The sequence below is a fragment of the Pseudomonas asturiensis genome, assembly GCF_900143095.1.
GTDB classification, from domain to species: Bacteria; Pseudomonadota; Gammaproteobacteria; order Pseudomonadales; family Pseudomonadaceae; genus Aquipseudomonas; species Aquipseudomonas asturiensis.
In genome coordinates this window covers 25,522-46,889 of sequence record NZ_FRDA01000010.1, presented here as the reverse complement: position 1 = coordinate 46,889, position 21,368 = coordinate 25,522, and the positions used below count along the sequence as shown (strand labels likewise).

Here is a 21,368-nt window from a genome sequence, read left to right as displayed (position 1 = left end):
GCCATGGCCTTACTGCAACTCAAGCGCGTCGGCGCACAGTACCCCGGCGCAGCGCAGCCCGTACTGACGGACATCAACCTGAGCCTGGGCCCGGACCAGTTGCTGGTGGCCCTCGGCCCTTCGGGTAGCGGCAAGACCTCACTGCTGAACCTGATCGCAGGCTTCATCACGCCCGACACCGGACGCATCACCCTGGACGGCGTACCGGTTGAAGGGCCAGGCGCCGAACGTGGCGTGGTGTTTCAGGATGATGCCTTGCTGCCCTGGCAGAACGTGCTGGCCAACGTCGCCTTCGGCCTGGAACTGGCAGGCGTCGGCAGGAATGAGCGGGAAGCAAAGGCGCGGGACATGCTCGCACTGGTGGACCTGAGCGGCTTTGAACAGCGGCGCATCTGGCAGCTATCCGGCGGGCAGCGGCAGCGTGTCGGGCTGGCTCGAGCGCTGGCAGCCGACCCTCGGGTGCTGCTGATGGACGAGCCCTTCGGCGCACTGGACGCCTTCACGCGTGAAAGCATGCAGGAACTGCTGCTGCAGGTGTGGCGACGCACCGCCAAGCCGGTATTCCTGATCACCCACGATATAGAGGAAGCGGTTTTCCTTGCCACGGACCTGATCCTGCTCGCGCCCGATCCCGGACGCATCGCCGAACACCTGCGCCTGGACTTCGGCCAACGCTACAGCGCCGGCGAATCGGCACGGGCAATCAAATCCGATCCACGATTCATCGAAACCCGCGAGCACGTGCTGGCCAGCGTCTTTTCGCAACGCGCGCGGGAGCAGCACGCATGAACAGCTATGAACTGAGCAACCCGGTCAAATCCGGGACACCGGCACGCAGGCAGCGCCTGTTCCTGAGTACGCGCGCCATCAGCGTCGCGACCCTGGTGGTACTGCTGACGCTGTGGTGGGCCGTAACCGCAGCCGAATGGATCGAGCCCTTGTTCCTGCCGCCGCCTTCGGATGTGCTGGAGAAAGCCTGGCTGCTGTTGACCCAGGGCTACATGGACTCCACGCTCTGGCAGCATCTGGGGGCCAGCCTGCAACGTATCGGGCTAGGCCTGGGCGCAGCGATACTGACAGCCATTCCGGTAGGGATCGCCATCGGCCACAACCGTGTCGCGCAGGGCATTCTCGATCCGCTGATCGAGTTCTACCGCCCTATTCCGCCTCTGGCCTATCTGCCGCTGATCGTGATCTGGTTCGGCATCGGCGAGTTTTCCAAGGTGCTGCTGATCTATCTGGCGATCTTCGCGCCCATCGCCATTGCCACGGCAACCGGCGTACGAACAGTCGATCCGGCCAAAGTACGCGCTGCGCAGTCATTGGGTGCCACGCGATGGCAGTTGATTCGCCACGTCATCCTGCCCAGCGCACTGCCGGACATCCTGACCGGCGTGCGCATCGGGCTCGGCGTGGGCTGGTCGACCCTGGTCGCTGCCGAACTCATCGCCGCCACCAGCGGGCTGGGCTTCATGGTGCAGTCGGCGGCGCAGTTCCTGGTCACCGATGTGGTGGTGCTGGGGATTCTGGTGATCGCGATCATCGCCTTCGCCATGGAGCTGAGCCTGCGGGCGCTGCAACGCAAACTGGTGCCCTGGCACGGTCAGCATCATTGAGTCTGCTGACTCAGGACACAAATTGCATCAGCTTGGTGTGACGCACCGTTGTGATGCGCAAATTGGGTGCACAAAGCGGGGCAAACGCGCTGTTGTATGAGCCGCTGGATGAATAGCTGAAGGGGCCAGCGCCAAGGCGTCAGCCTGTCGAAGCCCGGCATTACGGCCTTTGCGGCGCTGGGAACGGATTTTATCGCTTGTTTCTCAAAACTGGCACGCTGCCTGCAATAGGTATTACATCACCCGTTTTGGGGACCTTGGTACAGGCAGGCCGGGGAATCCCCTCTTTTATTCCTCCCGGAGACTGACCTCCAGTCTCCAGCGCCCGTCCACCTTCTCAGTGCGCCAGTCGCCGTGAAGTGGACGGGCTGCCAGGAGCGTCAGCACCAACCCCTTCTCCCCTCGTTCCAGCTTCCAGCGTGCAACCCTGTTGTCGAACCGCAATTGGCCATTCCACGGCCGCCCGGACGCATCGAGCCTGACCACCATGGCACCATCGACCGTACTGGCTTCGTACCTGGGTTGCTCGTCGAACCACAGTGCAAGCCCCGTCGGCAACTCTTCGATCTGTTCCAGTTCGACCGGCACAGGCTGCTGCAAACGACCGATAATCGTGCCGATGGTGAAGCCGACAATGGCCATCGAACCAAGAACACGCGGCCAGAGCTTCGGTCTGGGGTCCTCTTCAGGGGTAGAATGCATCCCGTCCTTTCGTTCGGAGCCGTGCATGTTTCACGTCATCCTTTTTCAACCAGAAATTCCGCCGAATACCGGCAATGTCATCAGGTTGTGCGCCAACAGCGGCTGCACCCTGCATTTGATCGAACCCTTGGGTTTCGAGCTGGACGATAAACGCCTGCGCCGGGCGGGTCTCGACTATCACGAGTATGCCACGCTGCAGACCCATGCCGACCTGGCCAGTTGTCTGGAGAAGATCGGCCACCCGCGGCTGTTTGCCTTTACCACCAAGGGCTCGCGCCCGTTTCATGATGTCAGCTTCGAGCCGGGCGATGCCTTTCTGTTTGGCCCGGAAAGCCGGGGCCTGCCTGCCGAAGTGCTCGACGCATTGAGCGGCGACCATCGCCTGCGCCTGCCCATGCGTGAAGGCTGCCGCAGCCTGAACCTGTCCAACACCGTCGCCGTGGCCGTCTATGAGGCCTGGCGTCAGCACGGATTCGCGTAACGCCGTGAGCGGATGCGGGGTGCATTCCCACGCAGGTTCTCTGAAATCAGAATTCCTTGTGGGAGGCGGCTTGCCGGCGATGGCGTCCGTTCAGTCACTGATGTGTCACCTCAGAAAAAGCATCGCCGGCAAGCCGCCTCCCACAGTCTGATGGTTTGCTGCGAGACAGCGGTGCGTCAGTACAGAGGTATATCGCTCCACAAAAAAGCGCCCCGAAAGGCGCTTTTTCATTCAACCGTTACGCTTACTGAACAGTCGGCGTTTCGCCGGCTTCCTGCATGCGTTGCAGTTCCTGTGCGTACAGCGCGTCGAAGTTCACCGGGGCCAGCATCAGCGCCGGGAACGAGCCGCGGACAACCAGGTTGTCGATGGCTTCGCGGGCATACGGGAACAGGATGTTCGGGCAGAACGCGCCCAGGGTGTGGCTCATCGAAGCGTCGTCCAGGCCCTTGATCAGGAAGATACCGGCCTGCTGCACTTCAACGATGAAGGCAACTTCTTCGCCGTTGTTGACGGTCACGGAGAGGGTCAGCACCACTTCGTAGAAATCGCCTTCCAGCGGCTTCTGACGGGTGTTGAGGTCCAGGCTGACGGTCGGAGTCCACTCCTGGCGGAAGATCGCCGGGCTTTTCGGTGCTTCGAAAGACAGGTCGCGAACATAGATACGCTGCAAGGAGAATTGCGGAGCGTTTTCTTCTTCGTTGGCCACGGCGCCGTTGTTCGGTTGATCGGTCATTTCGGATCCTTCTCAAAGGGGGCGGTTAAATTGGGGAGTCAGCCGAGCAGCGCATCAAGCTTGCCGGCGCGTTCCAGAGCGAACAGATCGTCACAGCCGCCGACATGGGTCGAGCCGATCCAGATCTGGGGTACCGACGTGCGACCGGCCTTCTTGGTCATTTCGGCACGAACCTGCGGCTTGCCATCGACCCTGATTTCCTCGAAGGCCACACTCTTGCTTTGCAACAACTGCTTGGCACGTATGCAGTACGGGCAGTAGTCGCTGGAATAGACGATGACTTGAGCCATATTCATTTCACCAGTGGGAGGTTGTCGCCGCGCCAGCTGGAGATACCGCCGGACAGCTTGGCCGCCTTGAAGCCAGTCTTGAGCAGCTCGCGGGCGGTACTGCCAGCATGCTGCCCCATGGCGTCGACGATGATCAACGTCTTGTCCTTGTATTTCTGCAGTTCTGCGGTGCGGGTCAGCACTTTGTCCTGCGGAAAGTTCAGGGAGCCGACGATGTGGCCGTTGGCGAAATCCTTCTTGGAGCGCACGTCGATAACCACGCCCTGGTCGCTGTTGACCAGTGCGGTCAGCTCGCGTGTGCTCAGGCTCGCGCCGCCTTTGCTCAGTTCGTAAGCGATCAGCAGTCCCAGCAAAATGACGAAGGCACCGGTGATCAAATAGTGGTTAGTAGCGAATTCAAGCAGATGAGCAACCATCGGTAGGTTCCAGGGCGTTAAAATGTCGGCCAGTATACACAGCACCCAAGGTCGGCCAAAGTCCGTACGGCAGTGACGCCGTTTGAACTTGTCCTTAAAATGCCGATCCCTTGTTCTTTACTTCAACCAGCCTCGAGTGGGTTCTATGACTGCCACCCCAAAACCTCTGGTCCTTATCATCCTGGACGGCTTCGGACACAGCGAACACCGTGAAGGCAACGCTATTCTGGCCGCGAAGATGCCAGTCATGGATCGCCTCTACGCGACCATGCCCAATGGCCTGATTTCGGGCTCTGGCATGGATGTCGGTCTGCCGGACGGGCAGATGGGCAACTCTGAAGTCGGCCACATGAACCTGGGGGCCGGGCGCGTGGTGTACCAGGACTTCACTCGAGTGACCAAGGCGATTCGCGACGGCGAGTTCTTCGAGAACCCGACCATCTGCGCAGCCGTGGACAAAGCCGTGGCCGCTGGCAAGGCCGTGCACATCATGGGCCTGCTGTCCGATGGCGGCGTACACAGCCACCAGGACCATCTGGTTGCCATGGCCGAACTGGCCGTCAAGCGTGGCGCCGAAAAGATCTACCTGCACGCCTTCCTCGACGGTCGCGACACGCCACCACGCAGCGCGAAGACGTCCCTTGAGCTGATGGACGAGACCTTCGCCCGTCTGGGCAAGGGCCGCACGGCCACAATCATCGGCCGTTATTTCGCCATGGACCGTGACAACCGTTGGGACCGCGTCTCCAGTGCTTATAACCTGATCGTCGACAGCACCGCCCAATTCCAGGCAGAGAGCGGTGTTGCCGGCCTTGAAGCCGCCTACGCTCGCGACGAGAACGACGAATTCGTCAAGGCCACCCGCATTGGTGAGCCGGCAAAAGTCGAAGACGGCGATGCCGTTGTGTTCATGAACTTCCGCGCTGACCGTGCCCGCGAACTCACCCGCGTATTTGTCGAAGATCATTTCAAGGACTTCGAGCGCGCCCGTCAGCCGAAGGTCAACTACGTGATGCTGACCCAGTACGCTGCCAGCATCCCTGCGCCATCCGCGTTTGCGGCAGGCAGCCTGAAGAATGTGCTGGGCGAATACCTGGCCGACAACGGCAAGACGCAACTGCGCATTGCCGAGACCGAGAAGTATGCCCACGTGACCTTCTTCTTCTCCGGCGGTCGTGAAGAACCGTTCCCGGGCGAAGAGCGCATCCTGATCCCGTCGCCGAAGGTCGCCACTTACGACCTGCAGCCGGAAATGAGCGCGCCGGAAGTGACCGACAAGATCGTCGACGCCATCGAGCATCAGCGTTATGACGTGATCGTCGTCAACTACGCCAATGGCGACATGGTTGGTCACAGCGGCATCATGGAAGCGGCCATCAAGGCCGTGGAGTGCCTGGACGTCTGCGTCGGCCGGATCACCGAGGCGCTGGAAAAAGTCGGTGGCGAAGCGTTGATCACCGCTGACCATGGCAACGTCGAGCAGATGACCGATGACCATACAGGCCAGGCTCACACCGCGCACACGTCCGAACCTGTACCGTTCGTGTATGTCGGCAAACGCCAGCTGAAAGTCCGTGAAGGCGGTGTTCTGGCCGACGTCGCGCCGACCATGCTGCACCTGCTGGGCATGGAGAAACCGCAAGAGATGACCGGCCACTCGATCCTGGTGAACGAGTAATCCGCTGAAAACCGGCACTTAGCCATCAGGCAGTGCCGGTTTTTTGTGTTACAGCCCCCAAAGCAGTACGTCCGGGGCGTTTTTTTTGTACCCCATGCCGGGCATACTAGGCCTGACATTTTTTCTCACAATTCCTCGGTATCGCCCACCCTCATGCTTCGCGCCTTGATCGCCCTTGTTCTGATCTGCCTGCTCAATCCGGCGTTCGCCGAAGATGAGCGTGTGCAAACCCAAAAACAGATAGACGCTGCGCGTCAGGATGTGGCGGAGCTGCAAAAAGTCCTGAACAAGCTTCAGGAAGAACGCACGGGCGTCCAGAAGGACCTGCGCACCACCGAAACGGAAATGGGCAAGCTGGAAAAGCAGGTCGAGGTCCTGCAAAAGGAACTAAAAAAGACCGAAGCCGAGCTGACAAAGCTCGACAATGAGAAAAAAAAACTGAATAGCGCCAAGGTCGAGCAACAACGTCTGATCGCGATTCAGGCCCGCGCCGCCTACCAGAGCGGCCGCCAGGAATACCTCAAGCTGTTGCTCAACCAGCAGCACCCCGAAAAATTCGCCCGCACCCTCACCTACTACGATTACCTGAGCCAGGCGCGCCTCGAACAGTTGCGCAACTTCAATGAAACCCTGCGTCAGTTAGCCAATGTCGGCAAAGACATCGACCTGCAACAGGCGCAATTGCTGGTTCAGAAGAGCAACCTGGACAGCCAGACCGAAGAATTGGCCAAGGTTCGCCAGGAACGTCAGCAGGCTTTGGCTAAGCTTAATCAAGACTACAAGGCCCGCGACCAGAAGTTGCAGGCGCGTCAGCAGGACCAGGCCGATCTGGCCAAGGTGCTGAAGACCATCGAAGAGACGCTGGCCCGACAGGCCCGCGAAGCCGAAGAGGCACGCCAGAAGGCGCTGTTGGCAGCCAGGGAAGCAGAAGAGAAACGCCAGCGTGAAGCCGAGGCCGTGGCCCGCAACAGTGGCAAGAGCGACGATGAACCCGTTCCGCGCCGTCCGGTCAAAAGCCCCGGCGCGCTGGTTTCCAGTGCCGGTGTTTCGTATGGCGGACCTTTTGCAGAGGCCAAGGGAAAACTTCCATGGCCGATTGATGGTCGATTGCTTGCACGCTTTGGTGAAGCGCGCGGTGATGACGAGCGGACCAAATGGGACGGCGTCATGATCAGCGCTTCGGCCGGAAGCCAGGTACATGCGGTGCATGGCGGTCGGGTGGTTTTCGCCGACTGGTTGCGCGGCGCGGGGCTTCTGGTCATTCTCGACCACGGTAATGGCTATTTGACTCTGTATGGACACAATCAAAGCCTGCTCAAGTCGGCAGGCGACATCGTAAAAGCCGGTGAAGCGATTTCCACCGTAGGCAACAGCGGCGGTCAGGACACATCAGCGTTGTACTTTGCTATTCGTCAGCAGGGTCGCCCCAGCGATCCAGCCCAATGGTGCCGCACTCAAGGATAAGTCGGCACCAATATCAGTAGGAGCTCGTTAGACATGCTGCATTTGTCCCGCCTCACCTCGCTGGCCCTGGCGATTGCCATCGTTATCGGCGCGCCCTTGGCGCACGCTGCCGAAAAAACCACGCCAGCCACGACAGCAGCAGTCGCCCCGGCCAACGCCAACGCCAAACCGCCGCTGCCGCTCGATGAGCTGCGCACGTTTGCCGAGGTCATGGATCGGGTCAAAGCCGCCTACGTTGAGCCGGTGGACGACAAGACCCTGCTGGAAAACGCCATCAAGGGCATGCTCAGCAACCTTGACCCGCACTCGGCCTACCTTGGCCCGGAAGATTTCCAGGAGCTGCAGGAAAGCACCAGCGGCGAGTTCGGCGGCCTGGGCATCGAAGTCGGCGTGGAAGACGGCATCGTCAAAGTGGTCTCGCCCATCGACGACACCCCGGCTTCCAAGGCAGGCATCGAGGCCGGCGACCTGATCGTGAAGATCAACGGCGCGCCGACCCAGGGTCAGACCATGCAGGAAGCGGTCGACAAGATGCGCGGCAAGATCGGCGAAAAAATCACCCTGACGCTGGTACGTGACGGCGGCACGCCGTTCGACGTGACGCTGGCGCGCGCGACCATTCAGGTCAAGAGCGTCAAGGCGCAGATGCTGGAGAACGGCTACGGCTATATCCGCATCACCCAGTTCCAGGTCAAGACCGGCGATGAAGTCGGCAAGGCGCTGGCCAAGCTGCGCAAGGACAACGGCAAGAAGATGAGCGGTCTGATCCTGGACCTGCGCAACAACCCCGGTGGCGTGCTGCAATCGGCCGTGCAAGTGGCTGACCACTTCCTCACCAAGGGCCTGATCGTCTACACCAAGGGGCGCATCGCCAACTCCGAACTGCGCTTCTCGGCCGACCCGGCGGACGCCAGCGAAGGTGTGCCGCTGGTCGTGCTGATCAACGGCGGCAGCGCCTCGGCGTCGGAAATCGTTGCCGGTGCCTTGCAGGATCAGAAGCGCGGCATCCTGATGGGCACCGACAGTTTCGGCAAAGGCTCGGTGCAAACCGTGCTCCCGCTGAACAACGACCGCGCCCTGAAGATCACCACGGCGCTGTACTACACGCCGAACGGCCGCTCGATTCAGGCGCAGGGCATCAACCCGGATATCGTGGTGCGGCGCGCCAAGGTCACCAACGAAGTCGATGGCGAGAACTACAAGGAAGCCGACCTGCTCGGTCACTTGGGCAACGGCAACGGCGGCGCAGACAAACCGACCCTCAAGGGCGGCGCGGCAGCCAAGGCGCGTCCGCAGGACGATGACTTCCAGCTCAGCCAGGCGCTCAGCCTGCTCAAGGGTTTGAGTATCACGCGCGGCAACTGACGGATGCGGATTCTCTGCCTTCTGCTGTTGGCATTCTCGATCACTGGCGCTGCCCACGCAGCGCCAGCCGAGACCGACGCAAAACCTGCGAAAGCCTACCTCAGCCTGATCATCGATGACCTGGGCCAGAACCCCGAGCGCGACAGTCGCACGCTGGCGCTTCCGGGCCCCGTGACCCTGGCGATCATGCCCGACACCCCTCATGCCACCGAGTTTGCCCGCCAGGCCCATCGCGCGCGCAAGACCGTAATGCTGCACATGCCCATGGACCCGGCGACCGGGCCTTATGCCTGGCACCCGGAACTGCCGTTGCCGGAACTTGAAAGCCGCCTGAATGCCGCATTGCTCAAAGTGCCGTATGCAGCGGGCATCAATAACCATATGGGTAGCCGCATGACCGCCGAGCCGGTCGCCATGACCTGGCTCATGGAAGAACTGCAGCGTCGCCATATGTTCTTCGTCGACAGCCGCACCAGCGCCAAGACCGTCGCCGCCGCCCAGGCGCAACGCATCGGACTGGCCAGCGTGTCCCGTGATGTGTTTCTGGACGACGAACGCACCGCCGAAGCCATCACTCGCCAGTTGCAGACCGCAATCAGGCTAGCGCGCAAGCAGGGCTCAGCCGTGGTCATCGGCCATCCCTATCCGGTCACTCTGGATGTGCTGGAACGTGAATTGCCCAAGCTCAAGGCGCAGGGCATCGAATGGATCGAACTGCGGGAAATGATCGGCCAGCGCGGCAACAAGGCTATGGCCGGTCACGGCAAAGACGGGACCTATCGTTAGGCTTACAGGTAACGGTCGCGGATTTTCTTCAACTGCCCTTCGTCACGCAGGGTGTTCAGCGCCGACTGCAAACGATCGACCACCTCCTGCGGCGTGTCCTTGTTCAAGGCCAGGTACAGCTCGGCCGTGTGGAAGCGCAGCACTGTCTTGAGATCGGTGATGCCTTCCTGCTTGGCCAGATAAAGCCCCACAGGATCGGCCGTCGCCCAAAGGTCGATCTGGCCGTTGACCAGTTTGCGAGCGTTGTCCTGATCGCGCAGCATCACTACCGGGTTCAGGCCCTTGAGCGCCAGATGCTCGGCCACGGCGTCGCCCTTGTAGGCACCGATCTGATAACCCTTGGCCTGTTCCAGACTCGACAGCGCAATCGTGCTGTTCCCGGGTGCCAGCAACACCCAGTCGACCGGTCCGAGAGGCCCGACCCACTTGAAAAGCTTTTCACGTTCGGGCGTGCGCACCGTGGAGAACACACCATAGCCGTGCTTCTCCAGCGCAAGCTTGTAGACGCGCTCCCAAGGGAAGCGCAGGGTCAGGTTGTAGCCGACACCGGCGCGTTTGAACATTTCGCGAACCACATCGACGGCAATGCCATCGATGTTGCTGTCCTGCGCGAAGTTCTTGCCATCGACCGCCATGTTGTAAGGCGGGTAATTTTCGGTCAGCAGCACCATGGAATAAGCAGGTGAATCGCTGGCTCGGGCGACTTCGCTGAGCAGAACAGCTGCTCCGACCAGTGCGAGAAAAAGACGTTTGAGCATGTTCCTGCACTCGACCTTGAACGACCGATGCAGAGTGCCGCGAACCCGAGGCAGTGTCTAGCCCGGTGCTATTGGATGTCGCTTACAGACAATACGTCAGAAGCAAAAGGCGGGGTTTTGACGCAAACGAGCGCTGCGCCTTCAAACCTTATGCTTGAAGCACAGCACTCGTTTCGGGGAAGACTGCTCAGCGCATGACGATGCCGCGGCTGGCCATGTAAGCCTTGGCTTCAGGGACCGTGTATTCGCCAAAGTGGAAAATACTCGCCGCCAGCACAGCGCTGGCGTGGCCTTCAAGCACGCCAGCAGCCAGGTGCTCGAGGTTGCCGACACCGCCCGAGGCGATCACCGGAATGCCCAGCGCATCGCTGATCGCGCGCGTGACGCCCAGGTCGAAGCCGCTCTTCATGCCGTCCTGATCCATGCTGGTCAGCAGGATTTCGCCAGCGCCCAGCTCTTCCATCTTTTTCGCCCAGACCACCGCATCCAGCCCGGTCGGCTTACGCCCGCCGTGGGTGAAAATCTCCCAGCGCGGGGTTTCGCCCGGCCCGGAAACCTTCTTGGCGTCGATGGCGACCACGATGCACTGCGAGCCGAAACGGGCCGCCGCTTCACCCACGAACTCGGGATTGAACACGGCAGCGGTGTTGATCGACACCTTGTCGGCCCCGGCGTTGAGCAGGTTGCGGATGTCCTGCACGGTCCGTACGCCACCGCCCACGGTCAGCGGGATGAACACCTGGCTCGCCATACGCTCGACGGTATGCAACGTGGTGTCACGGCCGTCGACGCTGGCGGTGATGTCCAGAAAGGTGATTTCGTCGGCACCCTGCTCATCATAGCGACGAGCGATTTCTACCGGATCACCCGCATCACGGATGTTCTCGAACTTGACGCCCTTGACCACTCGACCGTTGTCGACGTCCAGGCAAGGGATGATGCGTTTGGCTAGGGCCACAGAATCGATCTCCGGTTAGTGGAACAGTGCCGTGCTCAGCGCTGTTCCCGATCACACAAGGCTTGAGCCTCGGCCACGTCCAGCGTGCCTTCATAGATGGCGCGACCGGTGATAGCGCCGATGATGCCCGGTGCCTTGGCGTCCAGCAGCGCCTGGATGTCACCCAGGTTATGGATGCCGCCCGACGCAATGACCGGAATCCGCGTCGCCGCCGCCAGCGCAGCGGTGAACGGGATGTTGCAGCCCTGCATCATGCCGTCTTTGGCAATGTCGGTGTACACGATGGCCGACACGCCATCGGCTTCAAAACGCTTGGCCAGGTCGATGACCTGCACCGAGCTGACTTCAGCCCAGCCGTCGGTCGCCACGAAACCGTCCTTGGCGTCCAGGCCGACAATCACTTTGCCGGGGAACGCACGGCAGGCTTCGGCCACGAACTCAGGCTCTTTGACGGCTTTGGTGCCGATGATGACGTAGCTCACCCCAGCCTTGACGTAGTGCTCGATGGTTTCCAGCGAGCGAATGCCGCCACCGATCTGGATCGGCAGGTTCGGGTAGCGACGCGCAATGGCCGTGACCACGTCACCGTTGACCGGCTGACCTTCGAACGCACCGTTAAGGTCGACCAGATGCAGACGGCGGCAGCCACCTTCGACCCACTTGGCGGCCATGGCCACCGGGTCATCGGAAAACACCGTGGAATCTTCCATGCGGCCCTGACGCAGACGCACACAGGCGCCGTCTTTAAGGTCGATAGCGGGGATAATCAGCATCGGGAAACCTACTTGTCCGGAAATTAGTTTTTCTCGAGCGCCCACAGGTCACTTTCGATGCTCTCGAACCTCTCTTTGAGGTGCTGCTGAACATCGAAAATGGCTCGATTGTAGTAATGCGGGGCAATCTCGCGCGTGAACAGCTCAAGCACTTCAGCCACCTCGAACGACCCCAGCTCCAGCTCGAAGCGGTCTGCAAACAGGCGCTTGAGCTGGTCGATCGCCTGCTGTTCGTGCTCGGGCGAGAGGGTCAGGATGGGGGGCTTGGCCTTGGCTTTGCTCATGTCGATTACCAGCGGCCGTCCCACGCAGCGAAGTTCTGCAGCAACTGCAGGCCATGGGTATGGCTTTTCTCCGGGTGGAACTGCACGGCAAAGCGCGAACCGTCGGCCAGCGCCGCGGCGAAGTCGAGGCCATAACGCCCACGGCCCACTACCTGACGCTGATTGACGGCGTCGATGTAGTAGCTGTGGACGAAGTAGAAACGCGCCAGATCGGGAATGTCGTGCCACAGCGGGTGATCGACCGACTGGGTGACCTGATTCCAGCCCATGTGCGGCACCTTCAAGTGCTCGCCGTCTTCATGCAGGTCCTTGCCAAAGAACTTCACCTGGCCGGGGAACATGCCGATGCAATCCACGCCGTCGCTCTCTTCGCTGCTGTCGAGCAAGGCTTGCATGCCGACGCAGATACCCAGAAAAGGACGATCCTTGCTGACTTCCTGCACCAGCGAATCAAAGCCCAGACGACGGATTTCGGCCATGCAGTCGCGAATCGCGCCCACACCCGGAAACACCACACGGTCGGCTTCGCGAATCACATCGGCGTCGCTGGTGATCAGCACCCGGCCTGCGCCAACGTGCTCCAGGGCCTTGGCGACCGAGTGCAGGTTGCCCATGCCGTAATCGATGACCGCCACTGTCTGCATCAGAGCACACCCTTGGTGGAAGGCATCTGTCCGGCCATGCGCTCATCCAGCTCGACGGCCATGCGCAGGGCACGGCCAAAGGCCTTGAAGACCGTTTCGATCTGGTGGTGAGTGTTGTGGCCACGCAGGTTGTCGATGTGCAGCGTCACGTTGGCGTGGTTGACGAAGCCCTGGAAGAATTCCTGGAACAGGTCAACGTCGAAGCCACCGACAGTCGCACGGGTGTACGGCACATGCATCTGCAGGCCTGGACGACCCGAGAAATCGATGACCACTCGCGACAGCGCTTCATCGAGCGGCACGTAGGCATGGCCGTAACGGCGAATACCTTTCTTGTCGCCAATGGCCTGGCTGAATGCCTGACCCACCGTGATACCGACGTCTTCCACTGTGTGGTGGTCGTCGATTTCCAGGTCGCCCTTGCACTCGATGTCCAGGTCGATCAGCCCGTGCCGGGCGATCTGGTCGAGCATGTGCTCAAGGAAAGGCACACCGATATCGAATCGGGCCTTTCCGGTGCCATCCAGGTTGATCGAGGCTTTGATCTGGGTTTCCAGAGTATTGCGCTCGACGTAAGCCTTACGTTCGGCCATCACCAGCTCCGCAAAATCATTGGGCGAAAAAGGCGATCATTATAGGCCCAGAACGGCCGCGCATGAAGCAAACAGACGACAGACAGGGGATTTACTGTGCATCGCCCTCTCACGCCTCCCGGCAAACGCTGAACCGTGGGAGCGGACTTGTCCGCGAATGCAGTAGCTCAGCCACTGCATCTTCATCGGATATACCGGCCTCTTCGCAGACAAGCGGAACGCCGCCCGGTGCGCTCCCACTGAGTTTGCTGCGCGACAGCGCGACGTCGAAGACGTGGTGAGGCCTCCCACATTCTGCGCGGCTGCGAGACCTCATCGCGTCAGGGGCAAAGGACACCGCGCCCGGAAAAATCAGCTGAACAGGCTGGCGATCGCGTCGCACACCTTGTCGATATTCCCTTCGTTCAGCCCGGCCAGGCACATGCGGCCGCTGCGGATCAGGTACACGCCGTGTGCCTCCCTCAGCTCGTCGACCTGTGCCGGCGTGAGGCCGGTGTAGCTGAACATGCCGTTCTGCCGCAGGATGAAGCTGAAATCATGCTGCGGCACTTTGCGCGCCAGCACCGACGCCAGACGCGTGCGCATGTCGAGAATGCGCTGGCGCATGACCTCGACCTCGGTCAGCCACTGATCACGCAGTTGCGGCGAATTGAGCACGCGGGAAACCACATGCGCACCATGAGCCGGCGGGCTGGAGTAGTTGCGCCGCACGGTCGCCTTGAGCTGACCCAACACGTTGACGGCCGACGCGCTGTCTTCGCAGACCACTGACAGCCCGCCGACGCGCTCGCCATACAGCGAGAAAATCTTCGAGAACGAGTTGCTGATGAACGCCGTGACGCCTGCGTTCGTCATTGCCCGAATCGCATAGGCATCTTCGTCCATGCCGTTGCCGAAGCCCTGGTAGGCGATGTCGAGGAACGGAATCAGCTCACGCGTTTTGACCAGTTCGACCACTTGATCCCACTGCGCAACAGACAGATCAGCCCCGGTCGGGTTGTGGCAGCACGGGTGTAGCAAAACAATGCTGCGGGGAGGCAGTTGCTGCAGCGCGCTCAGCATGGCATCGAACTTCACGCCGCCACTCTGTGCATCGAAGTAGGGATAGGTATTGACCTTGAAACCCGCCCCTGCGAACAGCGCGTGGTGGTTTTCCCAGGTCGGATCGCTGACCCAGACCTGCGACTCGGGGAATGCATACTTGAGGAAGTCGGCCCCCACTTTCAGCGCGCCGGAACCGCCCACGGTCTGGATCGTGGCCACACGGTTGGCCAGCACAGCCGGGTTGTCCGCACCAAACAACAGGGTCTGCACGGCCTGACGATACGCCGCCAGGCCTTCCATCGGCAGGTACACCGACGCTGTCTGCTCGCCCTCGGCCAGTTGCTGCTGCGCGGTAACCGCTGCCGCCAGGCGCGGAATGCAACCCTGCGCGTCGTAATACAGGCCGATGCTGAGGTTGACCTTGTCGGCGCGAGGGTCCTTGCCGAAGGTCTCCATCAGCGAAAGGATCGGATCACCGGCGTACGACTCCACGTGGGCTAGCATGCAAACAACTCCTTGAATAATGAATCAGGCCGAGTAGCGATCAGCTCTGTGGTTCTGCGCAATGATGAAGTTCAGCAGCACTGCGCCGAGTATGGAACAGGCCAGTATCGGCAGGCTGATGAACGTCAGGGAGGCCAGCAGTACGCCGATGTCGATACCCATCTGCAACCAGCCCGCCTTGAAGCCATATCTGTCCTGCAAGTACAGCGCGAGAATATTAACCCCGCCCAGACTTGCTTTGTGACGGAAAAGTATCAGAAAACCGACGCCGAGAATCAGGTTGCCCAGCACCGCAGCATAAAAAGGCTGCAACTGATCGATATGGATGAACACGGCGTGCTGATCGGAGAAGAACGACACCAGCGCGACGGCGCAAAAGGTCTTGAGGGTGAACAGCCAGCCCATCCTGCGCAATGACAGGTAATAGAACGGCAGATTGAGCGCAAAGAACACGGCGCCGAACGGCAGGGCGAACGAGTAATGAATCAACAGCGCTATGCCTGCCGTACCTCCCGTCATCACCCCTGCCTGACGCAGCAGCACCACGCCGAAAGAGACCAGCACGGTCGCGATCACGAGTGCGAACACGTCTTCCTGAGCCGAGTGACGCGTCGCAAAACGCGCGGATGATGAGGTGCTGATAGTCATTGCGATGCCCGGCTCGGTCGATGTCCATGAATGTCGGGCTTTCAAAAAAACGAAATACCCTGCCTCACTCACACTTTGAGCGGCAATCTATAGATGCAGCGTGATTCGCGCAAATATTGGCGACAAAACGCTTATATCAATCTTTAAATTCAATTTTTATGCGTTATTTGCGCGCATAGACTGGCACCAGTGCGCCACTTCGGTGCATAGCAGGTGTCAGAAGATCACAACGCTGTTTTCCTTCAAGCGCTCCAGCACCACCGCCGTCTTGATGTGAGCAACGCAATTGCCTGCGGTGATCTGCGCCATCAGCTTGTTGAGACTGTCCAGGTCCGCCACCGCGACTTTGAGGGTGTAATCCGCATCGCCCGTGGTCTTGTAGGCGTCGATGATCGAACCCACATCCGCCACCAGCGCCAGAAACTCTTCCCAGTGCTCCGGCCGATGGCTGGTCAGGCGCACTTCGACCATCGCCAGCACGTCGCGACTCATCGCCTGCGGCGCAACGCGGGCGTGATAACCGAGGATCAGGTGCGCCTGCTCCAGGCTGATCCTGCGACGCGAGCACTGTGACGCCGAGAGCCCCACCAGATCGCTCAACTCCTGATTGGTCAGACGCCCGTTGGCCTGAAGCAACGTCAGAATCTTCAAATCGAAGTCATCGATTTCATTCGCTTTCATGAAGGCAATCGCTCGCGCTGGAGGGGTTTCAGGGCAGTAAGCCTACCAGTTTCATCGTCAGCGGTAGTGAGCGTGCTCATGAATGGACCGGTCCACGCATGAGCCGTGCGCGCTTCGAAACACAGCCTTCGCAAGCCCTCTTGTCCCTGCCGCCGTGAATGCGGCGCCTGATGGCATCACCCCAAAACCAGATCAAAAAAAAAGCGCATGCACCGAAGTGCATGCGCTTTTTCATGACCGCCAGACTGTTAGTGGAACAGTACTGCGGTTTTTTGCAGCGTAATCCAGACGCCCCACGCCAGCGGGATACCCACTGCCAGCCAGGCCGCAATCACCAGCGGCTTGCTGCCCGCGGAAGCTTTCCACTCCAGCGATGTGGTGGCATTGGCGCCCTTGTCGTGACCGATGGCCTGTTCGGCCGCCAGTTCGGCGTCGGTCATGAAGTACTTGTCGGCAACCGGGCGGATCAGCAGGTTGCAGATGAAGCCCAGCACCAGAAGACCGGCAAGGATGTACAAGGTGATGTCATAGGCATCGGCACGTGCAACACCGTGGCTGAGTTGATACTCGCGCAGGTAGTTGACCAATACCGGACCCAGTACACCGGCCGCAGCCCATGCAGTCAGCAGACGACCGTGGATCGCACCCACCATCTGTGTACCAAACAGGTCGGCCAGATAAGCAGGCACTGTTGCGAAACCGCCACCGTACATTGACAGCACGATGCAGAACGCCGCCACGAACAGCGCGATACTGCCCATGTGGCTCAGGGTCGGAACCGACGCATAGAGCAGGAAGCCCAGAGCGAAGAATACGAAGTAAGTTGCCTTGCGGCCGATGTAGTCAGAGCACGAAGCCCAGAAGAAACGACCACCGATGTTGAACAGACTCAACAGACCGGTAAAGCCTGCAGCAATGGCCGCAATGGCTTTTAGTTGATCGGCATTGAGCTGGCTGAACGTCAGGTCATTACCCAGCAACTTGCCGGCAAACACTTCCTGCAACAGCGGAGACGCCATACCCAGAATGCCGATACCGGCAGACACGTTAAGGCACAGCACCAGCCAGACCAGACGGAATTGCGGTGTCTTCCAGGCCACGCTCACGTGCACGTGACGGTTGGTGATCATCGCGTTCTTGGCCTTGGCCGCCGGAGCGGTCCAGCCTTCCGGTTTCCAGCCGGTCGGTGGCACGCGGTAGCCCAGTGCGCCGCCGATCATGAAGATGAAGTAGATCACCGCCATCACGACAAAGCTCTGCCAGACGCCCACGCCATCAGCGGACGCGAAGTGGCCCATCAGGGCAGTGGCCAGAGGAGCACCGACCATTGCGCCGCCGCCGAAGCCCATGATCGCCATGCCGGTCGCCATGCCGCGCTTGTCCGGGAACCACTTGATCAGGGTCGACACCGGGGAGATATAGCCCAACCCCAGGCCTATACCACCGATGACACCCGAGCCCAGCCACATCAGCCAGATCTGATGGGTATAGATACCCAGCGCAGAAATCAGCAGACCGCCACACCAGCACAGGGCCGAAACGACGCCAGCCTTGCGTGGACCTGCGTGCTCCAGCCAGCCACCCCAGATGGCAGCCGAACAGCCCAGGAAGATGAAGAACAGGGTATAGATCCAGCCCAGCATGGAGATCTGCCAGTCACAGGTCGATGCAAAGATCTGTGCGAAGAAACCCATGTCCGGCGTACAGGCGACAGGTGCCGAAACACCGATAGCCTTGGACAGCGGCAACCAGAAAACCGAAAAGCCATACGCCATACCGATACAAAGATGGATGGCCAGTGCAGCAGGTGGAACAAGCCAACGGTTGAAACCGGGCTTGGCGATAATGCGCTCTTTGGACAAGAACGCAGGCTGAACGGCAGCGCCGCCCAAGGCTGTGCTTGTGCTCATTATGATTACCCCAATGTGTGAAGCTCGCAGATGGTTCCGCTGGTCCGCCCCAGACTCCATGCCGGACGGCCATGTCTGTTTTATCGGCAGCGTGTTCAGATACGTGACAAAAAGACGCACCTGACTTCAGCAGAAGCGGAGACTATCACTTACTGATGGCCAATAAGCATCTTGTTACAGGCTTTTTATTATCAAATTCATCAACTTAATCCACGTTATCTATGACCCCATAGATGCAATCAATTAAACGTCAGGAGAAACGCATGCCGGTCTTAGTTGGGTTAATAAGTTCGCCCACTTGTCAGGATCAGGAAGACCTTCACAAAATCTACCGTGACGCACCGCCCGACCTGTTCCCGCCCTTCGCCGACGCTGCGCTTCTGATCGAAAACGCCCTTGCCGGACGCACGCTGCTGGCCGCTCGCTTCAATGATCGACTGCTGGGTGCCGCACGCCTGGCACGTGGCGACACTGTCTGGCATCTGTCGCACCTGTGCGTGCGCACATTGACCCGCCGCCGCGGTGTCGCCGGGCGCATCGTCTCCCATGCGTTGAAACTGGCCGCCGACGCCGGTTGCGAACTACGCTTGCTGGCACCTGCCGAGCGTCCCGAAGTCCTCGCTCTGGCAGCCAGGCTCCAGGTGCGGCTGGAAGTCGCAAAACCCTGAAACGGGGCTGTCGCCCACCATGAGAGCATCCGAAGCCCGAGACGCTCGTCAGAGCGGTATACTCGTGGGCTATTTTTTGAACATCGACACAAGGACTCGCCCATGAAAGCGTTCGGCAAAATCCTGGGGCTGTTTATTCTCGGGTTGTTGCTGATCATCGTGGCTCTCGGCTTTGCCTTGACCCATCTGTTTGATCCCAACGACTACAAAGACGAGATACGGCAGCTGGCACGCGAAAAGGCTAACGTCGAGCTGACGCTCAATGGCGACATCGGCTGGAGCCTGTTCCCGTGGCTCGGACTGGAATTGCATGACGCGCATGTCGCCACCCTGACCGCCCCCGATCAGCCGTTCGCCGATGTGCAGATGCTGGGCCTGTCCGTACGCGTGCTGCCGTTGTTGCGCCGCCAGGTGCAAATGAGCGACGTGCGTGTCGAAGGCCTGAACCTTGTGTTGCATCGCGACGAACAAGGCCATGGCAACTGGGAAGACATCGGCAAACCGCCTGCCGTCGCGTCTACCGAGCAGAAACCCGATGCCGCGCCCGCTCCGACGCCGGAAGCCTCGAAGCCTGAACGAGCCTCGCAGCCGATCAGGCTCGACATCGACAGCCTGACCGTCAACAACGCCCGCGTGGATTACAGCGACGCCCGCAAAGGCCGGACCTTCACGGCAGAAAGCATCCAGTTGAGCACCGGCCCGATTCGCGAAGCGTCCGACATTCCCGTCAAGCTGACCGCCTTCCTGAGCACCAACCAGCCTGTCGTGCGCGCCAAGACCGAACTGGTCGGCGAGCTGCGCATGGACCGCGTACTCAAACGTTATCAGTTCGAAGACATGCGCCTGTCCGGCGAAGTCGCAGGCGAACCCCTGCAGGGCAAGATCGTGACCTTTTCGGCTCAGGGCCAACTGCTGGTCGACCTGGCAGCGAACATCGCCGAATGGAACAGCCTGAAGATCTCGGCCAATCAGCTGCGCGCCCTGGGCGAGCTGCGGGCCCGTGACCTGGACAAGACACCGCAGATCAGTGGCGGCCTGTCCATCGCCCAGCTTGATCTGCGCACCTTCTTCGACAACATCGGCCAGCCGCTGCCCGCGATGGGTGACGGCGCACTCAGCAAGGTCGAAATGGTCACCCGCCTTAGCGGCACGCCCACAAGCGTTGTACTGGACGGCCTGAACCTGAAGGTCGACGACAGCACCTTTACCGGCCGCATCGCGATAGACGACTTCGCCAAACAGGCCCTGCGCGTTCAGCTCAAGGGCGACACCTTCGACGCCGACCGCTATCGTCCGGCCGAAAGCGAAGAAAGCAAAGGCGCCAAGGCCGCGCGCAAATCCGAAGTGCAGAGCGGTGAAGCCGCCGCTGTTGCCGGTGACTCGCCGCTGCCCGAGCAACCGACCAAGGCTGCGTGGAGCACCGCCAGACTGCTGCCACTGGAGCGCCTGCGGACCCTGGATGTTCAGGCCGACCTGAGCTTCGGCAAGCTGACCCTCGATAAACTGCCAATCCAGAATGCAGCACTCAAGACCCAGGCGCTGGGTGGCGTGATCAAACTCGACACCTTGAGCGGCGATCTCTACAACGGCAACTTCGAGGTCAAGGGCAACCTGGATGCACGCCCTGACGTCCCGGCGATCAATGTGCAGACCCGCGTGGCCAAGGTGCCGATCGAGCGTGTGCTTGAAAGTCAGGGACAAACCCCGCCCGTGCGCGGCCTGCTGACGCTCAACAGCGACCTCACCGGCAAGGGCAACAGCGAAAAAACCCTGATCGACAGCCTGAACGGCACCGCCAGCTTTGCCCTGAGCAACGGCGTGCTGGTCAACGCCAACCTCGAGCAACAACTGTGCAGGGGCATCTCCGTCCTGAACCGTAAGCCGCTGGCCGGCGAGCCACGTGCCAAGGACACGCCGTTCCAGCAGTTGAACGGCAATCTGGTGGTACGCAACGGCGTAGCCAGCAACCCGGACCTCAAGGTGCGCATCCCCGGCCTGACCGTCAACGGCAACGGTGATGTCGACCTGCGCGTGCTGGGCATGAACTACCGCGTCGGCATCATCGTCGAAGGCGACAAGAGCGACATGCCGGACCCTGCCTGCGAGATCAACCCGCGCTACGTCGGCATCGAGTGGCCGGTGCAGTGCCGAGGCCCACTGGAACTGGGCGCCAAAGCCTGCCGTCTGGACAAGGAAGGCATCGGCCAGATCGCCGCCAAGCTGGCCGGTGACCGGATCAGCGAAAAACTCGAAGACAAGCTCGACGAGAAACTGGGCGACAAGGTCAGCCCGGAACTCAAGGATGCGCTCAAGGGGTTGTTCAAGCGCTAGTCAGTAAACCTGCACAAAACCGTGGGAGCGAGCTTGCT

Annotated in this window: 23 protein-coding genes; 9 read left to right on the top strand and 14 right to left on the bottom strand. The window is 60.5% G+C overall.

All coding sequences use genetic code 11. The features are described 5' to 3' along the window. Window positions 1–3 precede the first annotated feature (3 nt). Window positions 4–789, top strand: a complete 786-nt coding sequence (gene tauB, locus BUB69_RS17790; protein WP_073169025.1) for a taurine ABC transporter ATP-binding subunit — start codon at window positions 4–6, stop codon at window positions 787–789. Further along, window positions 786–1,616: a taurine ABC transporter permease TauC gene (gene tauC / locus BUB69_RS17785; protein WP_073169023.1), complete on the top strand. Its 831-nt coding sequence runs from the start codon at window positions 786–788 to the stop codon at window positions 1,614–1,616. The genes tauB and tauC overlap by 4 nt, the downstream gene beginning before the upstream one ends. A gap of 288 nt (window positions 1,617–1,904) precedes the next feature. Here the strand turns inward: tauC and BUB69_RS17780 are convergent, their stop codons facing one another. Then, the gene (locus tag BUB69_RS17780) at window positions 1,905–2,345 is read right to left on the bottom strand and encodes a hypothetical protein (RefSeq protein ID WP_073169021.1); all 441 of its coding nucleotides are present in this window, start codon (window positions 2,343–2,345) and stop codon (window positions 1,905–1,907) included. Here BUB69_RS17780 and BUB69_RS17775 point away from each other — a divergent pair. Then, window positions 2,344–2,799 carry a tRNA (cytidine(34)-2'-O)-methyltransferase gene (locus tag BUB69_RS17775; RefSeq protein ID WP_073169019.1) on the top strand — a complete coding sequence of 152 codons (456 nt, stop codon included), beginning with the start codon at window positions 2,344–2,346 and terminating at the stop codon, window positions 2,797–2,799. The two genes, BUB69_RS17780 and BUB69_RS17775, sit on opposite strands and share 2 nt — an antisense overlap. Window positions 2,800–3,043: 244 nt before the next feature. On the opposite strand, the gene secB is transcribed toward BUB69_RS17775, so the two are convergent. The 3 genes from secB to BUB69_RS17760 are packed head-to-tail and all read right to left on the bottom strand — an operon-like array spanning window position 3,044 to window position 4,241. Continuing rightward, window positions 3,044–3,535, bottom strand: coding sequence for a protein-export chaperone SecB (secB, locus tag BUB69_RS17770; RefSeq protein WP_024685362.1), 492 nt, complete (start codon window positions 3,533–3,535; stop codon window positions 3,044–3,046). A 38-nt stretch (window positions 3,536–3,573) separates the two neighbouring features. After that, window positions 3,574–3,825 (bottom strand): glutaredoxin 3, encoded by a 252-nt coding sequence (gene grxC, locus BUB69_RS17765; RefSeq protein WP_029243875.1) that lies wholly within the window; start codon window positions 3,823–3,825, stop codon window positions 3,574–3,576. Window positions 3,826–3,827: 2 nt separating this feature from the next. After that, a complete protein-coding gene (locus BUB69_RS17760; protein WP_024685360.1) occupies window positions 3,828–4,241 on the bottom strand; it encodes a rhodanese-like domain-containing protein in 414 nt (137 codons plus the stop codon). Between the two features lie 145 nt (window positions 4,242–4,386). Between BUB69_RS17760 and gpmI the strand changes: the two genes are divergently transcribed. From gpmI to BUB69_RS17740, 4 genes are all read left to right on the top strand, one after another. Next, window positions 4,387–5,919, top strand: coding sequence for a 2,3-bisphosphoglycerate-independent phosphoglycerate mutase (gene gpmI, locus BUB69_RS17755; RefSeq protein ID WP_073169017.1), 1,533 nt, complete (start codon window positions 4,387–4,389; stop codon window positions 5,917–5,919). A gap of 153 nt (window positions 5,920–6,072) precedes the next feature. Next, window positions 6,073–7,383: a murein hydrolase activator EnvC family protein gene (locus BUB69_RS17750; RefSeq protein WP_073169015.1), complete on the top strand. Its 1,311-nt coding sequence runs from the start codon at window positions 6,073–6,075 to the stop codon at window positions 7,381–7,383. Window positions 7,384–7,416: 33 nt separating this feature from the next. Further along, window positions 7,417–8,748 carry a S41 family peptidase gene (locus BUB69_RS17745; RefSeq protein ID WP_024685357.1) on the top strand — a complete coding sequence of 444 codons (1,332 nt, stop codon included), beginning with the start codon at window positions 7,417–7,419 and terminating at the stop codon, window positions 8,746–8,748. Between the two features lie 3 nt (window positions 8,749–8,751). After that, on the top strand, window positions 8,752–9,534 hold the full coding sequence (locus BUB69_RS17740; protein WP_073169013.1) for a divergent polysaccharide deacetylase family protein: 783 nt from the start codon (window positions 8,752–8,754) through the stop codon (window positions 9,532–9,534). 2 nt (window positions 9,535–9,536) lie between these two features. Here BUB69_RS17740 and BUB69_RS17735 read toward each other — a convergent pair whose 3' ends face one another. The 10 genes from BUB69_RS17735 to BUB69_RS17690 all read right to left on the bottom strand — a co-directional run bounded on the left by BUB69_RS17735 (window position 9,537) and on the right by BUB69_RS17690 (window position 18,331). Beyond that, window positions 9,537–10,292 (bottom strand): substrate-binding periplasmic protein, encoded by a 756-nt coding sequence (locus tag BUB69_RS17735; protein ID WP_073169011.1) that lies wholly within the window; start codon window positions 10,290–10,292, stop codon window positions 9,537–9,539. A 187-nt stretch (window positions 10,293–10,479) separates the two neighbouring features. Next, window positions 10,480–11,250: an imidazole glycerol phosphate synthase subunit HisF gene (gene hisF, locus BUB69_RS17730; protein WP_024685354.1), complete on the bottom strand. Its 771-nt coding sequence runs from the start codon at window positions 11,248–11,250 to the stop codon at window positions 10,480–10,482. 35 nt (window positions 11,251–11,285) lie between these two features. Beyond that, window positions 11,286–12,023 (bottom strand): 1-(5-phosphoribosyl)-5-[(5-phosphoribosylamino)methylideneamino]imidazole-4-carboxamide isomerase, encoded by a 738-nt coding sequence (hisA, locus tag BUB69_RS17725; RefSeq protein WP_073169009.1) that lies wholly within the window; start codon window positions 12,021–12,023, stop codon window positions 11,286–11,288. Window positions 12,024–12,046: 23 nt separating this feature from the next. After that, window positions 12,047–12,307 (bottom strand): DUF2164 domain-containing protein, encoded by a 261-nt coding sequence (locus BUB69_RS17720; protein WP_024685352.1) that lies wholly within the window; start codon window positions 12,305–12,307, stop codon window positions 12,047–12,049. A gap of 5 nt (window positions 12,308–12,312) precedes the next feature. Then, window positions 12,313–12,951 (bottom strand): imidazole glycerol phosphate synthase subunit HisH, encoded by a 639-nt coding sequence (gene hisH, locus BUB69_RS17715; protein WP_043306305.1) that lies wholly within the window; start codon window positions 12,949–12,951, stop codon window positions 12,313–12,315. Beyond that, window positions 12,951–13,544, bottom strand: coding sequence for an imidazoleglycerol-phosphate dehydratase HisB (gene hisB, locus BUB69_RS17710; protein WP_004883084.1), 594 nt, complete (start codon window positions 13,542–13,544; stop codon window positions 12,951–12,953). The genes hisH and hisB overlap by 1 nt, the downstream gene beginning before the upstream one ends. A gap of 351 nt (window positions 13,545–13,895) precedes the next feature. Further along, window positions 13,896–15,092 carry an amino acid aminotransferase gene (locus tag BUB69_RS17705; protein WP_073169007.1) on the bottom strand — a complete coding sequence of 399 codons (1,197 nt, stop codon included), beginning with the start codon at window positions 15,090–15,092 and terminating at the stop codon, window positions 13,896–13,898. 24 nt (window positions 15,093–15,116) lie between these two features. After that, window positions 15,117–15,740 (bottom strand): YitT family protein, encoded by a 624-nt coding sequence (locus BUB69_RS17700; RefSeq protein ID WP_050586034.1) that lies wholly within the window; start codon window positions 15,738–15,740, stop codon window positions 15,117–15,119. Between the two features lie 216 nt (window positions 15,741–15,956). Then, window positions 15,957–16,421, bottom strand: coding sequence for an Lrp/AsnC family transcriptional regulator (locus BUB69_RS17695; RefSeq protein ID WP_073169005.1), 465 nt, complete (start codon window positions 16,419–16,421; stop codon window positions 15,957–15,959). A 248-nt stretch (window positions 16,422–16,669) separates the two neighbouring features. Then, window positions 16,670–18,331, bottom strand: coding sequence for an OFA family MFS transporter (locus tag BUB69_RS17690; RefSeq protein WP_073169003.1), 1,662 nt, complete (start codon window positions 18,329–18,331; stop codon window positions 16,670–16,672). A gap of 263 nt (window positions 18,332–18,594) precedes the next feature. On the opposite strand from BUB69_RS17690, the gene BUB69_RS17685 reads away from it, so the two are divergent. Together BUB69_RS17685 and BUB69_RS17680 are read left to right on the top strand one after the other, a co-directional pair. After that, window positions 18,595–18,999, top strand: coding sequence for an acetyl-CoA sensor PanZ family protein (locus BUB69_RS17685; protein WP_073169001.1), 405 nt, complete (start codon window positions 18,595–18,597; stop codon window positions 18,997–18,999). Window positions 19,000–19,101: 102 nt separating this feature from the next. Next, on the top strand, window positions 19,102–21,330 hold the full coding sequence (locus BUB69_RS17680) for an AsmA family protein (protein WP_073168999.1): 2,229 nt from the start codon (window positions 19,102–19,104) through the stop codon (window positions 21,328–21,330). The last annotated feature ends 38 nt before the right edge of the window (window positions 21,331–21,368 follow it).